We start from the raw sequence: 11,045 nt of genomic DNA, 5'->3' as shown, positions 1-11,045 counted from the left end.
GTGTCGTCAGGGGCCCCGCCCGTTCAGCTTTCTGTGGATACCCTGTGGGCAAAAGGTCGGCGCCATGTTCCACGAAGGCGTTCCACGCGCTGGCTGCGCTCGACGCAGATGTGGCGCGATCCGCCGCGACTACGGCTTGGCAGGCGCGGAGCTGGTCGTCTGCGTCTCGGCCGATTCGAACAACTCGGCCCGCAAACTCTTCTCGGCGCTGGGTGGCCGCATCACGTTCGAGGGTGCCGGCTGCGGTCTGGGACAGGAGGTCGGTGTGGCACGCGGCGAGGTCGTTGCGCAGGCGGAGAGTGCCATCGCGCAGGCCAGCCACAACAGCATCAGCGACGGCCGGGGCCGCAGCGCGGGCTTCTTCATGCTTTTCTCCGATGGTGGCCAGGGTATCGGCCTGCTTGTGTTCTTCGGCGCGGGCGCCCTGCTCAGCGGTCAAGTTCTGCTTGACCGCTGCGACCTCCTGCACGGCAACGGCTGCTTCAGCGCGATCACCACGCCAGGACCACCCCCCGATGAATCCAGCAGCGAAGATACCGAAAGCGATAACAACTGCGATCAGGATTCGGTTCATCCAGGGATCTCCGGCGGGATGACGGCACCGAGGCCGCGAAGGGATGCTTCCAGAGACAGCACACGCAGCCTCAACTTGTGGGCGAGCTCCTGAGCCTCCATGCGCAACTTCATCTCTTCGGCGAGCTGCTGACCCAGCTTCAGCTGGCTTGCTTCCAGACCTTCAACGCGAGCCGTGAGGCCGGCGATAAGGGCAACACTCCCCTCTGATTCGGCCTTGTCCTGCTTGCGACTCAGCACTGCGCCGATGAATTCGCGGGCAATCCAGAGCGCGGCCGCGCCACCGGCGAGCCACCAAGGGGCTGTCGTCTCTTCCATTAGGGCACCACCTTGCGAGCGGTGCTGTCCACCGTGGCACTCACCCGACTGAAGTCAGCTGTCGTGGCCGCCTTTGCTCGCTCCGCCAGGATCGGCAGCGCACGCGCATACCGCGCCCGGCGGTCGGCGGCGCCGGTCTGTCCGTTGTTGATCCGCTGGGTGATCTCATCGAACCTGCCGGCGTCGGCCAGTTTGTTGAGGTTGTTCGCATCCCAGTACGCAGCAGCCGCCAGGGCGCCCCACTGCGGAACTTCCAGAAGCTCAGGGCTAGCTTCGAAGTCTGGAACCGCCTTGACGCCCTTGGCGCGCAGCGTGTCGCGCATGCCAGCGTGGTTCGCCTTGCCCGTGTTCTGGATCGGCCCACGGCCGCGGTGCTTCCAGCCATCGCCGCTCGACTCGGGCCCGTTGCCCATCCGGTTGGCGTAGGCGTTATTGGCGATCGCCTGCGGCTTCCGTTCCAGCGCGCGCGCGAGCTGGTTGGGCACGCGGGGGCGGGCATTCGGGTTCACCGCGTAACGGGTAGGCCAGGTATCAGCCAGACCCTGCGCGCCGTAGTTCAGGTTCTCCACCAATTTCTTCAGGCTGGCCGACTCATGCCCGACTTGGGCGAGGAAGGCCGCCAACCGCTTCGGCGTGCTGATCACATACAGGGCGCAGGCATCAGAGAGCGGCTTGGCCCAAAGCTGCGCGGTCGCGGCGCTGCAGCCGACCGCCTGCTGGATTGTCGAGGCGGTCAGGAGCATATGGATTCCGGAAATGAAAAAGCCCCCGGAGAGATCCGGATGCTTCTATGTCACAGTGCCTGAAATATTAGGCTAGAGGTGTGCACCTGTCAAGCGATTGCCGGTCCTTCAGGGTCTTCCGGATTGCTTGCTTTGCGCATGAGAATTTTGGCGACCATGGCTCGTTGCTCATCATTAAGGGGCGCTCCTCCGAATGCGCGCGAAAGAGCACCGTCGGCGTAGGTTGCCACGCCCTCTCCGCCGCCGTAGTAGGCCGGCATCGTCAATGGGTGCGTGAGAGGTCGGCTACGCTCCTTCTCCAGGCGCCCGACCCTGACAGAGGTAGAGCGAACGGTATCCAATATCTCTTCCAGAACATCAGTATCACTACGCGGCGCGTCCGGTACGGGGGCTGGCGTCGCCTCAAGGATTCGCGCGAATTCACGTTCGAATTGCGGCCAGTAGGTCATGAATGCCTGCTCGAGCGTCTTCGCGTCTAGTCCGCTTGCGCCCAATGCTCCATTCAGCGTGCCCACTAGCGCGCGCATCCCTTCCATGTTTGGTTGCGTGTGATTGAACTGAGCCAAGGGATCTCGTACATCACTTGGTTCCAGGTCGATCAGCAGGGTGCACACTCGAGAACTCGAAAGGCCCTTTGCGAGCGCTCCTGCCTCAAAGAGGATCCAAGGCTGATTCTTATTATGCTGAGTCAGACATATGACGCCGATAGCAGCCTCTCCGCTGATCTCTCCGAACCAGAGTGAGCCGCGATCAATGTCCCTTGTAGAAACCCACGGTTTGGCGGCTTGGATCACGCAAGCGATCCAATCCCGCAGATAGTTCGCGACTGCTTGACTACGCTCCCCTGACCAGCTCACGAATACTTTCATCCATGTTCCCCTGCTCCGATAGAAGTTCGAATATTGCTTAAGAAAATGATGGCCGGCAAGGATCATGCTGCCAGACACTGCCCCTCGAGACGCCCTCGAACGCGTTGAAAGCCTAGCTCTACTAGGCTGAGGTACTGCCGGTTGGACACCGCTCGATGGCCGCAATTGGACATCAGCATGATCGCCGTCTCGAACCGCTCCACCTTCTTACGCCCCTGGCCGCAGTAGTACGCGCGCAGGGAGCATGCCATCGCCACGTTATCCCGGCTGATGCAGGCCAAGATGTCCTCGATCATCTGCGCCCGGCTGTCCGACTCCAGCGGCTTGTACCCCTGCGCCCTGCCCGGCATATCGCCCTTGTGCTCGATCAGCACCTGCAGCACGTTCTTCGAATGGTGGCCCAGGTAGTCCACATCCCGGTGCAGCGCGAACTCCCTGCCCCAGTGCTCCAGCTCCGCCCGCACGTATGCCCCGAACGTATCAACCTGCATTGCCCTGCTCCCCTTGTTGCTGGGCTGCTGCCGGCAGCTCGCCCGTGATCCGCATCACCACCTGCCCGCCCGGCCGGCGCTCGTCCTTCACGTCCGGGTGGCTCTTGAACCGCCTGTCGTCGATGCCCAGCACCTGGGCGATGCCATCCCGGTACGCCTTGCAGCGGCCGATCATGTTGTCGTCGTCCGGCAGCTTCTTCCCCGGCGCCTGGTAGCAGTCGATCCACAGGTGCAGGCGGCCCGGCGGCAACTCCAGGCCTTTCCACCCTGCCTCGTGGGCCAGCACCACCGCCGTCTGTCGCGCCAGCTTCGTGGCTGCCGCTTTGACCCGGTAGTGAACGCGGGCGTTCGGCGACAGATCCTTGCTCGGCCAGGGCAGCACCAGCTCCAGCGCGCGCTCAGTCATTGGCAGCTCCCGGCCGGGCGGCCAGCAGCGCCTTGTATCGATGGGCCCAGCCGCCCTCGCTGCACATCCATGCCGCGTACATCTCCTGCGTCGCCTGCATCGGCAGCAGCACGAAGCCATTGGGCGGCATGCGGGCGGCATGCCACGCGAGAACTACCCGCGCGGCCCTTACCTCTTCCCGCAACAACTCTGCCTCATCACATGCGAACGCTTCGGCCAGCAGCTCCCGCGCATTCTTATCCAGCTCGCTCATGCGCCCACTCCCAGTGCAGCGCGCGCCTTGGCGTACTTGATGCGGAGCCTGTCCGCCGTATCCGTATCCAGCAGCGCCAACCGAGCCTCATCGCTGTTGTCGGCGATGTCGGCCAGCTTCACCTTCAGTGCCAGTGAGTTTCGGCGGATGTTCCAGTAGTAGAACGCATCACCGAAGCGCGTTCGGGTCAGGTCCAAAACTGCCTCCGCGATGATCGGGGGGAACTTCACCACCAGATGGGCATACGCCGGGCAGTCCTCCAGCACATCGTGCAGCCACGCAACCGCCTCGGCCTCGTCATCGCCCTCCACAGCCAGTGCCACCCGGGCCACGTGCTCGATGTAGGGACGGCCGGCCTTATCGACTTGGCCGGCGTGGGCGGCATGGGCTACGCGCCACGCCTCGTTGACGATCGGGCAGATGCTCATGCTGCCTGCTCCATCTGCTCCCAGTGGGTCGTCAGGCGCTCAACCACGCCCCCGGCCGCTTTGAACTCCTCCACAGTCATGGCGGGGCCAGTGAATGCCTCGGCTTTCTTCGGCTTCGGCCGGGGAACCGTGTTCGCATCCACGCGCCGTTCGCGCGGCGGGGCGGCGCGTTTAGCCTGGTGCCTGATCCGGTCCCTCTCTCGGCGCCGGCGCGTACTTTCTTCCCGCGCGAGCCTCGGCCGCTGCATGCCCTTGCCGGTCGCCTGGAATGTGGCGTGGGTGCCCATGCCGACCTTGTTGGCGAATCCGCACGTCTTCAGGTAGCGCAGTGCCTGCTGGATCGCTTCGGTCGCCAGCTCCGGATCAACGCCTTGGGTGCGCAGCGCGGCGTGGACATCTGCGTAGGTGTGGGCATGCTCCGGACGCGCGGTCAGCACGGTGCGCACGTGCTCGGCGATGGATTTGGTCGGATCGCTCATGCGACGCTCCTCAGTTCGTTGATGTAGGTCTGCTGGGCGATCAGGTAGTCGTCCGAGCCGTAGGCCTCATGGAAGGTCCGTGAACCGTCGAGCAGGCTCGGACCGTAAATCTCGCGCATCCGGGCGAAGCTCTTTCCTTCCATCGGCACGCGCATGTGGTGCCATTTGCACAGGGCGAAGCCGAAAGCATGGCCGCGGCGGATGTTCCCGCTCTTCGCGTGGTTGTAGTCGCAGCCGTAGACCACCTGCCACGGCGCCAGCAGCCTCTGCGTCGTCAGCGCCAGGCAAGCCATGCACGGCCCGACCTTGGCCAGCTCTATCCGGGCGGCATCTTCCTTGGTCGCCCGTGGTGCGTTCAAACCCCGCACTTCGCCGCCCCAACCTTTTCGTGGTTACCTATTGCCATCCGACCTAGGCACGCAAGAGAGCGCCGATGACTCCAATTCCATTTCACTGCTTGGGCATAGCCGCAGCCAGTCCGCCTTCCCTTACTGAGTTGTCTGCTGTAATTCAGGCGATATCTAGCGTCATCAGCGTCGGTGTTGCATTCGCAGCGCTCGCGGTGGCCGTCATTGTTCCGCTGCTGGCTCATCGGGCTGAGCGAGCCAGACTCATCGGAGCAGCCAACACTGAGCGGATGCGGGCCGATGTTTACGAGGCTCAGCTCCAACGTCAGCGGTTGCTCAAGGCTCAGGGGCTTGCGTGGCGCGTCATCACAGAGGCGGATAGCCGATGGCGATGGGCAGAAACTCGGCCAGACCTGGCGCAAGCTCTTGCGCGCGGAAGGCAGGCACTCTTCAATCTGGCAATTCAGCATCCCGCCTTCACCCCAGAGCTCTTGGAACTCGCTCGTGAGATTGAACACATGGGTGAGGTTGGCCCGCAATTCCATCGCCTTCTCCTGGCAGTTCGCCAAGGCCGACTTGATCTCCAAGACTGGGCACCGCTCGCTGACGATCCGCAGCGCGAATCTGAGGCGGCCGAGGTCTACCGACGCGTCCTCAGGGACATCGAGGAAGCAGCCGAACAGACTTACCGAGCTTGCGAACTGTTGATATCCCAGCCCCTCAAGTAAAGGCGAATGGCTAGCGAGACGATTCATCCCAGCTGCTCCGGAACCGGACCGGCATATTGCGTGATTGGAACTTGGCGCATGCCCACCCGCCATACAGTGGTGCCACGAGCCGCGTACAGCACCAGCGGCTTGATGCCGTAGCCATAGGCCAGATACCAACCCGCCTCTGCCACGGGCACGGAAACCGGGCGGACCTCCAGGGAGACGCGGCTCTCGTTCATACCGCTGCACCTTGCGTCGGCCTGAACAGCCCAGCGATCTCGGCCAAGCGCTTGAGGGTTCGCTCATTCGTTTCGGGGCTGGCCTCCACTCGACCAGCCAGAAGAGCCAGCGGGTTGAAGGCGAGTATCGTGATAGGCAGTGCGAGGTGTTCGGCAACCTTCTCGTGCGCCAGCTGGCCTGCGGCGACTGCCCGCTGGAGGACCGCATCACGGCCGGAGGCATCGAAGCCAATCGATGCGTGGTGCACGGCCATCTGTCCTGCAGCGCGCGCGTCCTTTGTAAGCCGGGTGTACACCTCCAGGAACGCCTGGCGCGCAGCGATCTTGTCGCCGGCCTCGATCAGCGGTAGCGCCGCGGTCCAGCTGTCGCGCGTCTGCTCGGTCCAGACCACCGTTGCGGCCTCATCAGCGGCGCGAATGGCGTTCGCCCAGGCTTCGTTCGGCGCCGGGTGGCCGTCGTCGATTCGCTCGAGGATCGCCGCCAGCGACAGGCGCCCCTTCAGCTCCCGGCGGCACGCGGCCAATGCCTTCTCCAGCGCCGGCAGCGGATAGCCGGCCAGGTCGTTGACGATGAAGGCCGCGGCAGTCGGGCGCATCTGGTCGCCGATGACCTCGGCCGTGGCCACCAGCAGCTCCACCAGCCTGTCTTGCTCGTGATCAGCCAGCATTGCGTGCCCTCCCCTGCGCCAGGATGGCCTTGGCCTCTTCCGCCGCGCTCAGGTTCGACTGGGTCTGGTCCGCCTGCTGCGCGCTGGTGGCGGTCATCTGCCGGCCGGTCGCCCACTGGGTGCGGTAGGCCTCACAGCGCGCGAGCAGCAGGCCGAGGTCGTGCATGCCCTGGACCACCATCCGCTCGTTGACCCGCAGAAACCAGCCTGCGACCTGCGGTGCCTCCACCACGCCGAGCCGCTTCACCAGCTGCTTCACGTTGGCGTTGACCTTGGCGTTGCGCACCGGCATTGCGCCGTGACGTTCGCGGTAAGCCATGGCGTAGGCCGTCCAGGCCGCCCGGCATGCCGCCTGCAGCTCGGTCTCCGATTCGACCACCGCCGGCGCGTCCGGCAGGACCGCCGGAAATGACGGTTCATCTGATGGTTCAATGATGGTTATATGACGGTTAGGCGGCACGGGGCGCACCTCCAGACCTGCGCCCCGTGCCGGACCTCCTGCAGCGGGCGCACCCCCTACTGCATCGGGCGCACGCCCTGCATCTGATGCACCCCCTGCATCTGATGCACCCCCTGCGCCCGGTGCAGTACCCGGCTTCGCAGCCTTCCGCTTTGCCTTGGTGCCCACCGCCGACGCATCGAACTTGGCCGGCGTCACCGAATACACGTTGCTGCTGTTGAATCGACGCTCACGGCTCAGCAGGCCCACAGCCTCCAGATGGTCCATCGCCGTACGCACGGCGCGCTCGGACATACAGCAGCGCTTGGCGATGGTGCCGATGGCCGGCCAGCAGACCCCGTCGTCGTTCGCCTGGTCGGCCAGCGAGATGAGCACTGCTTTCTGGGTGACGCTCAGCTGCTGGAGCGGCCAGCACTGGGACATGATGATCGTGGACATTGCTTAGACCGCCAGGGTGAAGTTGTCGCCCTGGGCCACTGGCCACCAGGTGCAGACGGTGATGTTGCTGATCGGGCACACGGCCTTGGCGCCACGGAATGCGCGGCCCTCCTTGGCGAGATCAGGCAGACGCCTGGCGACCATGTGCCGGTCCATGCCGGTGACGCGGGCCAGCTGCATGCTGGTCATGCCGGGATAGCGCTGTACGGCCGCGGCGGTGAGGTCCTTCTGCGCGGCATACATGCCGCTCCGGACAAGGCGCGCAGCAGCCTCGTGGCTACCGCTGGAATCGGTGGACCGGGCAAGCTGGCTCATACGCCCACTCCGTGCTGACCAACAACGCTGCGGAACCGGGCGAGCAAGAAAGTCACGGCCTCCATCTGCGCGCTGCCTGCCGAGCTGATCAATTTCATCTCGTTTTCGGTAATCAGGCCGTCCGCCAGCGCCTCCTGGCATGCCCGCGAGAAAGCTCCGTGCTTCGCGCCGTTCTCCAGCACAGCATTCAGGACACTGCCGGTGCTCTCTGCTTCGATCTGCTGCAGCGTGTACCCGTGCTGCGCCGCCAGGGCGTGCAGAATGCTGTCGTCACCGGTAACGCCCATGACCTCGCTGGCTTCAGCTAACGTCAGGTGGTGCGTGGTGTTGTTCGGGTTGACCTTGTTCCGGAGCACCGCGGCCGACATGCCGATGCGCAGGGCAAGCGTTTCGCTACCGCCCGGATAGGCGTGGACGGTCTTGTAGGCGGCATCTGCGATGTTCATTGGGCGGTCTCGTGAACGTGGATTCGGGCACTACTGGGACGCAACATGTGCGTTATGGACATCAACAACTCATGGACGAAAGGTGCCGCCCCCCTTGCGCTACGCTGCAGGCACCACACGAACAGCCCGCAAGGAGGGCGACATGACGCTGCGAAAGAAGTACTTGGTGATCTTGGATCTGGCGCACCCCAACCCGGAGCAGGCCAAGGCACTGAAAACGGATCTGGAGACGTACTCGCTCAAGCCGCCGATGCTGGTGTTTGCCGCGTCGAATCGGCTCGGGTACTTCATCGAGACGACCCGCGAGATGCGCGAGATGACGTTCGACGGGAATCTGCTGAGTGGCGATTCGCATCTGCTGGTACAGCTTGGGCTCTACAGCGCAGTGGACGGATTCGCACTGCGCGAGCTGCACGCCTGGCTGTAACGGCGGCGGGGCCGAATGCTGCCCAATTGCGGTCCTGTACAACGTGGAACGGCCAACCAATTAGCCAGCCTGCGATGCCCAACGGCAGCAGCATCCACTCCAGCGCGCGCATTTCAGGCCACCTCCAGGGTGACGATGCGATTGGCGTCCGGATCCTTCGGGCGGCGCTGCTGGGCCGGTTGTTCCTCATGGCCCAGCAGCTTCATCACCTGCGGCAGCGCCGGAATGATGTCCGTCTCGCCCCACCCTTCCACCTGCTCCGCAGGCAGACCCAGCACCTTCGCCAAGTGCGCGTCCGTCCGGAAACCGAACTTCTGCCGCAGCGCGCGCTTGCTCATGCGGCTGTTGACCAGCTCCCGGATTTGAGCGACGGGCGGCGCGGACATGGTGGCGCCATTGGCGACGCGCTCGGAATGCAGCTTGAGCAACGCGAAGGCCGCCGCAGCGCGCGGTGACTGAGATCGGCCACTGGCCAGATCGCCGATCGTTGACGCTGCACAACCCACCGCTTCGCCGATCAGGGCATACGTCATGCCTTTGATCTGCAGCTCGGAAATCACTTCAGCCCAGGATTTGTCCATGTCGAGCAGCCTACGGTATTCCGTAACGCCTAGTCAACGGCATTCCGTTACGGAGTTCCGTTCAAATATGAACATGGATACGATTGGCTCCCGCATACGCGCCGAACGAGAGGCGCAAGAGATCTCACGCAACGAGCTGGCGAAAGCCGCCGGCATTGCGGCGACCACCTTGTCCAACCTGGAACTGGGGCTTTCCAAGTCCAGCACCGCGCTGCACAAGATTGCGCGCCGCCTCGGCGTGCACGTGGATTGGCTTGAGACCGGCAAAGGCAAGAAGCGAGTCACGGCAGGCGCTGTCGCATCCGTCGCGGAGATTGAGACACGGCCGGGCTATGTTCGCTTCGACGTTTTCGAAGGGGGTGCCGGCATGGGTATTGGTGTGGTCAACGATGACTACCCTGAGGTGGTCCAGACCATCGAGGTTGCGGAGTGGGAGGTCCGGCGCAAGCTGGGCTATCTGCCCCGCCCTGGCCGCATCCAGCTAATCACCGGACGCGGCCCTTCAATGCGTCCGAAGCTCGAAGATGGCGACATCATCTGGATTGATACCAGCGTCGACTACTTCGACGGCGACGACTACTACCTGATCAACGTCGGTGGCGAAACGCAAATCAAGATGCTGCAGAAGCGCGGCGATGGCTTGTGGGTGGTCAGTGTCAACACCGATTTTCCCGCATACCGGCCGGACGCCGACGAGGTGACAATTCTCGGGAAGGCGTTGATCCACGCCGGTCTGAGGAAGTTCTGAAGGCACCGTCAGTAGATAAGAAAAGCCCCGCTTTCACGGGGCTTCATCTTCTACACAATGCCCGAGCTCTCCAAGTCTGTGTCGACGAGGATCGTTAGTGAACCCTTAGGGATTTTGAACCGCTACGTTACTGCTGTTCGTGACTTCAACGGCCTTGACCGGGGCGCCTTCCTTTTCGCCCCGACGGTCAAACGTAAGTACTTTCCCGAACACGAGCTGCATCCAAGTCGGGTACGTGTAGGCAGTTCCTTTGTTGTGATCGACGATCGCGCCAACAGCGCCACCGAGCAGGATATTTCCCCACATGCCGCCGTTAGCGCGCGAGACAGCACGAGCAGACGCATCGGGTTGACCCGGCGAGGTGCAAGTGATGTCCAAATCCTTGGCCGAACGGCGAACGTTTACAGTGTCGCCAGAGCGCACATTGAACTTCCCCTTGTCGTTGGTAACAGTGCAATCAGCTCCATTAACCACCTCGCCGCCAGACGTTACGGTATCGACACGCACGGGATGCGTCGATTCGTTCAACACTGAGGCACAGCCAGGCACCAGCAGTACAACGGCAACGGCCGTCAGAAACTTTTTCATCCTTGTCCCCTGTAGATTTGCGGCGCCCTTCGTGGCAGCCGGCCATCTCCGTGATGGCCGCGTGATGATGCCATCGATCGGGCTTGCGCGCTATCTAGCAGCGGCCTGCATGCGGCGCCCTCCAGCCCCTTCCCGTGGCCAATGCCGGGCCCGCTAGCGGGGCCCGTCACCCTCACGTGCTTGACGCACAGCATCGCGAATAGTCCCGAGCGTCGGCTCGATCCGCTCCCTCTCATCGACATAGGGTGCAGGCGGGCGCTGCTCGTAGGGCGGCACGACCGCCACGGTCGTTGGGGCCGCAAGATCGTTGGCGCGCCTGAGTTCCGCAAGGATCTGCCGTAGCAGCGGCTTCGTGCCGAAGATCGCGAACGGCACGAGGATCCACAAAATCGTCAGCACCACCAAAAAGAAGAACGCAGCGAGCGCGACGAACACGCTGGCACCGCCAAGTAAAGAATCCATGTGGGTCATCCCTCCATTGGTGCTGGCCGGTCCAGCTTAACCCGTTCAAACATTCC

The 11,045-nt window shown here is 63.5% G+C and carries 21 protein-coding genes; 2 read left to right on the top strand and 19 right to left on the bottom strand.

Features of this window, described 5'->3' with window-relative positions; translation table 11 throughout:
- The 16 genes from CXG43_RS01940 to CXG43_RS01860 form a co-directional block, all read right to left on the bottom strand.
- Window positions 1-574: hypothetical protein (locus tag CXG43_RS01940; RefSeq protein WP_198552981.1), on the bottom strand; the 574-nt coding region annotated here is incomplete at its 3' end.
- Window positions 571-891 (bottom strand): hypothetical protein, encoded by a 321-nt coding sequence (locus CXG43_RS01935; protein WP_101098462.1) that lies wholly within the window; start codon window positions 889-891, stop codon window positions 571-573. The genes CXG43_RS01935 and CXG43_RS01940, both read right to left, overlap by 4 nt.
- Entirely contained in the window at window positions 891-1,634 is a 744-nt protein-coding gene (locus CXG43_RS01930) for a glycoside hydrolase family 19 protein (RefSeq protein ID WP_198551453.1), read from the bottom strand. The genes CXG43_RS01935 and CXG43_RS01930 overlap by 1 nt, the downstream gene beginning before the upstream one ends.
- A gap of 89 nt (window positions 1,635-1,723) precedes the next feature.
- The gene (locus CXG43_RS19030; RefSeq protein ID WP_157825024.1) at window positions 1,724-2,569 is read right to left on the bottom strand and encodes a toll-Interleukin receptor; all 846 of its coding nucleotides are present in this window, start codon (window positions 2,567-2,569) and stop codon (window positions 1,724-1,726) included.
- Entirely contained in the window at window positions 2,566-2,994 is a 429-nt protein-coding gene (locus tag CXG43_RS01915) for a hypothetical protein (RefSeq protein WP_101098459.1), read from the bottom strand. Before CXG43_RS01915 ends, CXG43_RS19030 begins: the two co-directional genes overlap by 4 nt.
- Window positions 2,984-3,400 carry a hypothetical protein gene (locus tag CXG43_RS01910; protein WP_101098458.1) on the bottom strand — a complete coding sequence of 139 codons (417 nt, stop codon included), beginning with the start codon at window positions 3,398-3,400 and terminating at the stop codon, window positions 2,984-2,986. Before CXG43_RS01910 ends, CXG43_RS01915 begins: the two co-directional genes overlap by 11 nt.
- Window positions 3,393-3,653, bottom strand: a complete 261-nt coding sequence (locus CXG43_RS01905; RefSeq protein ID WP_101098457.1) for a hypothetical protein — start codon at window positions 3,651-3,653, stop codon at window positions 3,393-3,395. The genes CXG43_RS01910 and CXG43_RS01905 overlap by 8 nt, the downstream gene beginning before the upstream one ends.
- The gene (locus CXG43_RS01900; protein WP_101098456.1) at window positions 3,650-4,081 is read right to left on the bottom strand and encodes an HD domain-containing protein; all 432 of its coding nucleotides are present in this window, start codon (window positions 4,079-4,081) and stop codon (window positions 3,650-3,652) included. The genes CXG43_RS01905 and CXG43_RS01900 overlap by 4 nt, the downstream gene beginning before the upstream one ends.
- The gene (locus CXG43_RS01895; RefSeq protein WP_101098455.1) at window positions 4,078-4,560 is read right to left on the bottom strand and encodes a hypothetical protein; all 483 of its coding nucleotides are present in this window, start codon (window positions 4,558-4,560) and stop codon (window positions 4,078-4,080) included. Before CXG43_RS01895 ends, CXG43_RS01900 begins: the two co-directional genes overlap by 4 nt.
- A complete protein-coding gene (locus tag CXG43_RS01890; RefSeq protein ID WP_101098454.1) occupies window positions 4,557-4,919 on the bottom strand; it encodes a Ref family recombination enhancement nuclease in 363 nt (120 codons plus the stop codon). Before CXG43_RS01890 ends, CXG43_RS01895 begins: the two co-directional genes overlap by 4 nt.
- The gene (locus CXG43_RS19025) at window positions 4,916-5,662 is read right to left on the bottom strand and encodes a hypothetical protein (RefSeq protein ID WP_157825022.1); all 747 of its coding nucleotides are present in this window, start codon (window positions 5,660-5,662) and stop codon (window positions 4,916-4,918) included. The genes CXG43_RS01890 and CXG43_RS19025 overlap by 4 nt, the downstream gene beginning before the upstream one ends.
- Complete coding sequence (locus CXG43_RS01880) at window positions 5,659-5,856, bottom strand: hypothetical protein (RefSeq protein ID WP_101098452.1); 198 nt, start codon at window positions 5,854-5,856, stop codon at window positions 5,659-5,661. The genes CXG43_RS19025 and CXG43_RS01880 overlap by 4 nt, the downstream gene beginning before the upstream one ends.
- Window positions 5,853-6,524: a hypothetical protein gene (locus tag CXG43_RS01875; RefSeq protein WP_101098451.1), complete on the bottom strand. Its 672-nt coding sequence runs from the start codon at window positions 6,522-6,524 to the stop codon at window positions 5,853-5,855. Before CXG43_RS01875 ends, CXG43_RS01880 begins: the two co-directional genes overlap by 4 nt.
- Window positions 6,514-7,422, bottom strand: coding sequence for a helix-turn-helix domain-containing protein (locus CXG43_RS01870; protein WP_101098450.1), 909 nt, complete (start codon window positions 7,420-7,422; stop codon window positions 6,514-6,516). Before CXG43_RS01870 ends, CXG43_RS01875 begins: the two co-directional genes overlap by 11 nt.
- Window positions 7,423-7,425: 3 nt before the next feature.
- Complete coding sequence (locus tag CXG43_RS01865; RefSeq protein WP_101098449.1) at window positions 7,426-7,737, bottom strand: winged helix-turn-helix domain-containing protein; 312 nt, start codon at window positions 7,735-7,737, stop codon at window positions 7,426-7,428.
- A complete protein-coding gene (locus CXG43_RS01860; RefSeq protein ID WP_101098448.1) occupies window positions 7,734-8,183 on the bottom strand; it encodes a phage regulatory CII family protein in 450 nt (149 codons plus the stop codon). Before CXG43_RS01860 ends, CXG43_RS01865 begins: the two co-directional genes overlap by 4 nt.
- Before the next feature lie 142 nt (window positions 8,184-8,325).
- On the opposite strand from CXG43_RS01860, the gene CXG43_RS01855 reads away from it, so the two are divergent.
- On the top strand, window positions 8,326-8,610 hold the full coding sequence (locus CXG43_RS01855; protein WP_101098447.1) for a hypothetical protein: 285 nt from the start codon (window positions 8,326-8,328) through the stop codon (window positions 8,608-8,610).
- Window positions 8,611-8,723: 113 nt separating this feature from the next.
- On the opposite strand, the gene CXG43_RS01850 is transcribed toward CXG43_RS01855, so the two are convergent.
- A complete protein-coding gene (locus CXG43_RS01850) occupies window positions 8,724-9,191 on the bottom strand; it encodes a hypothetical protein (protein ID WP_101098446.1) in 468 nt (155 codons plus the stop codon).
- A gap of 73 nt (window positions 9,192-9,264) precedes the next feature.
- Here CXG43_RS01850 and CXG43_RS01845 point away from each other — a divergent pair, with 73 nt between their 5' ends.
- Window positions 9,265-9,939 (top strand): helix-turn-helix transcriptional regulator, encoded by a 675-nt coding sequence (locus CXG43_RS01845; protein ID WP_101098466.1) that lies wholly within the window; start codon window positions 9,265-9,267, stop codon window positions 9,937-9,939.
- A gap of 105 nt (window positions 9,940-10,044) precedes the next feature.
- Here CXG43_RS01845 and CXG43_RS01840 read toward each other — a convergent pair whose 3' ends face one another.
- Window positions 10,045-10,527, bottom strand: a complete 483-nt coding sequence (locus CXG43_RS01840) for a hypothetical protein (protein ID WP_101098445.1) — start codon at window positions 10,525-10,527, stop codon at window positions 10,045-10,047.
- A gap of 153 nt (window positions 10,528-10,680) precedes the next feature.
- Window positions 10,681-10,989 carry a hypothetical protein gene (locus CXG43_RS01835; RefSeq protein WP_157825020.1) on the bottom strand — a complete coding sequence of 103 codons (309 nt, stop codon included), beginning with the start codon at window positions 10,987-10,989 and terminating at the stop codon, window positions 10,681-10,683.
- Window positions 10,990-11,045: the final 56 nt, after the last annotated feature.

Origin of the sequence: Stenotrophomonas sp. Bg11-02, assembly GCF_002836635.1 — a bacterium.
GTDB lineage: Bacteria > Pseudomonadota > Gammaproteobacteria > Xanthomonadales > Xanthomonadaceae > Stenotrophomonas > Stenotrophomonas lacuserhaii.
Note: the sequence above shows the minus strand (reverse complement) of the source record. Positions and strands in the feature narration are given on the sequence as shown.

What these genes read in the sequence shown, in the direction of transcription:
- CXG43_RS01930 (WP_198551453.1), bottom strand. Translation starts at nt 1,634, where the DNA reads ATGCTCCTGACCGCCTCGACAATCCAGCAGGCGGTCGGCTGCAGCGCC.
- CXG43_RS01880 (WP_101098452.1), bottom strand. Translation starts at nt 5,856, where the DNA reads ATGAACGAGAGCCGCGTCTCCCTGGAGGTCCGCCCGGTTTCCGTGCCC.
- CXG43_RS01870 (WP_101098450.1), bottom strand. Translation starts at nt 7,422, where the DNA reads ATGTCCACGATCATCATGTCCCAGTGCTGGCCGCTCCAGCAGCTGAGC.
- CXG43_RS19025 (WP_157825022.1), bottom strand. Translation starts at nt 5,662, where the DNA reads ATGAATCGTCTCGCTAGCCATTCGCCTTTACTTGAGGGGCTGGGATAT.
- CXG43_RS01915 (WP_101098459.1), bottom strand. Translation starts at nt 2,994, where the DNA reads ATGCAGGTTGATACGTTCGGGGCATACGTGCGGGCGGAGCTGGAGCAC.
- CXG43_RS01840 (WP_101098445.1), bottom strand. Translation starts at nt 10,527, where the DNA reads ATGAAAAAGTTTCTGACGGCCGTTGCCGTTGTACTGCTGGTGCCTGGC.
- CXG43_RS01895 (WP_101098455.1), bottom strand. Translation starts at nt 4,560, where the DNA reads ATGAGCGATCCGACCAAATCCATCGCCGAGCACGTGCGCACCGTGCTG.
- CXG43_RS01850 (WP_101098446.1), bottom strand. Translation starts at nt 9,191, where the DNA reads ATGGACAAATCCTGGGCTGAAGTGATTTCCGAGCTGCAGATCAAAGGC.
- CXG43_RS01865 (WP_101098449.1), bottom strand. Translation starts at nt 7,737, where the DNA reads ATGAGCCAGCTTGCCCGGTCCACCGATTCCAGCGGTAGCCACGAGGCT.
- CXG43_RS01905 (WP_101098457.1), bottom strand. Translation starts at nt 3,653, where the DNA reads ATGAGCGAGCTGGATAAGAATGCGCGGGAGCTGCTGGCCGAAGCGTTC.
- CXG43_RS01845 (WP_101098466.1), top strand. Translation starts at nt 9,265, where the DNA reads ATGGATACGATTGGCTCCCGCATACGCGCCGAACGAGAGGCGCAAGAG.
- CXG43_RS01900 (WP_101098456.1), bottom strand. Translation starts at nt 4,081, where the DNA reads ATGAGCATCTGCCCGATCGTCAACGAGGCGTGGCGCGTAGCCCATGCC.
- CXG43_RS19030 (WP_157825024.1), bottom strand. Translation starts at nt 2,569, where the DNA reads ATGATCCTTGCCGGCCATCATTTTCTTAAGCAATATTCGAACTTCTAT.
- CXG43_RS01935 (WP_101098462.1), bottom strand. Translation starts at nt 891, where the DNA reads ATGGAAGAGACGACAGCCCCTTGGTGGCTCGCCGGTGGCGCGGCCGCG.
- CXG43_RS01855 (WP_101098447.1), top strand. Translation starts at nt 8,326, where the DNA reads ATGACGCTGCGAAAGAAGTACTTGGTGATCTTGGATCTGGCGCACCCC.
- CXG43_RS01835 (WP_157825020.1), bottom strand. Translation starts at nt 10,989, where the DNA reads ATGGATTCTTTACTTGGCGGTGCCAGCGTGTTCGTCGCGCTCGCTGCG.
- CXG43_RS01860 (WP_101098448.1), bottom strand. Translation starts at nt 8,183, where the DNA reads ATGAACATCGCAGATGCCGCCTACAAGACCGTCCACGCCTATCCGGGC.
- CXG43_RS01875 (WP_101098451.1), bottom strand. Translation starts at nt 6,524, where the DNA reads ATGCTGGCTGATCACGAGCAAGACAGGCTGGTGGAGCTGCTGGTGGCC.
- CXG43_RS01910 (WP_101098458.1), bottom strand. Translation starts at nt 3,400, where the DNA reads ATGACTGAGCGCGCGCTGGAGCTGGTGCTGCCCTGGCCGAGCAAGGAT.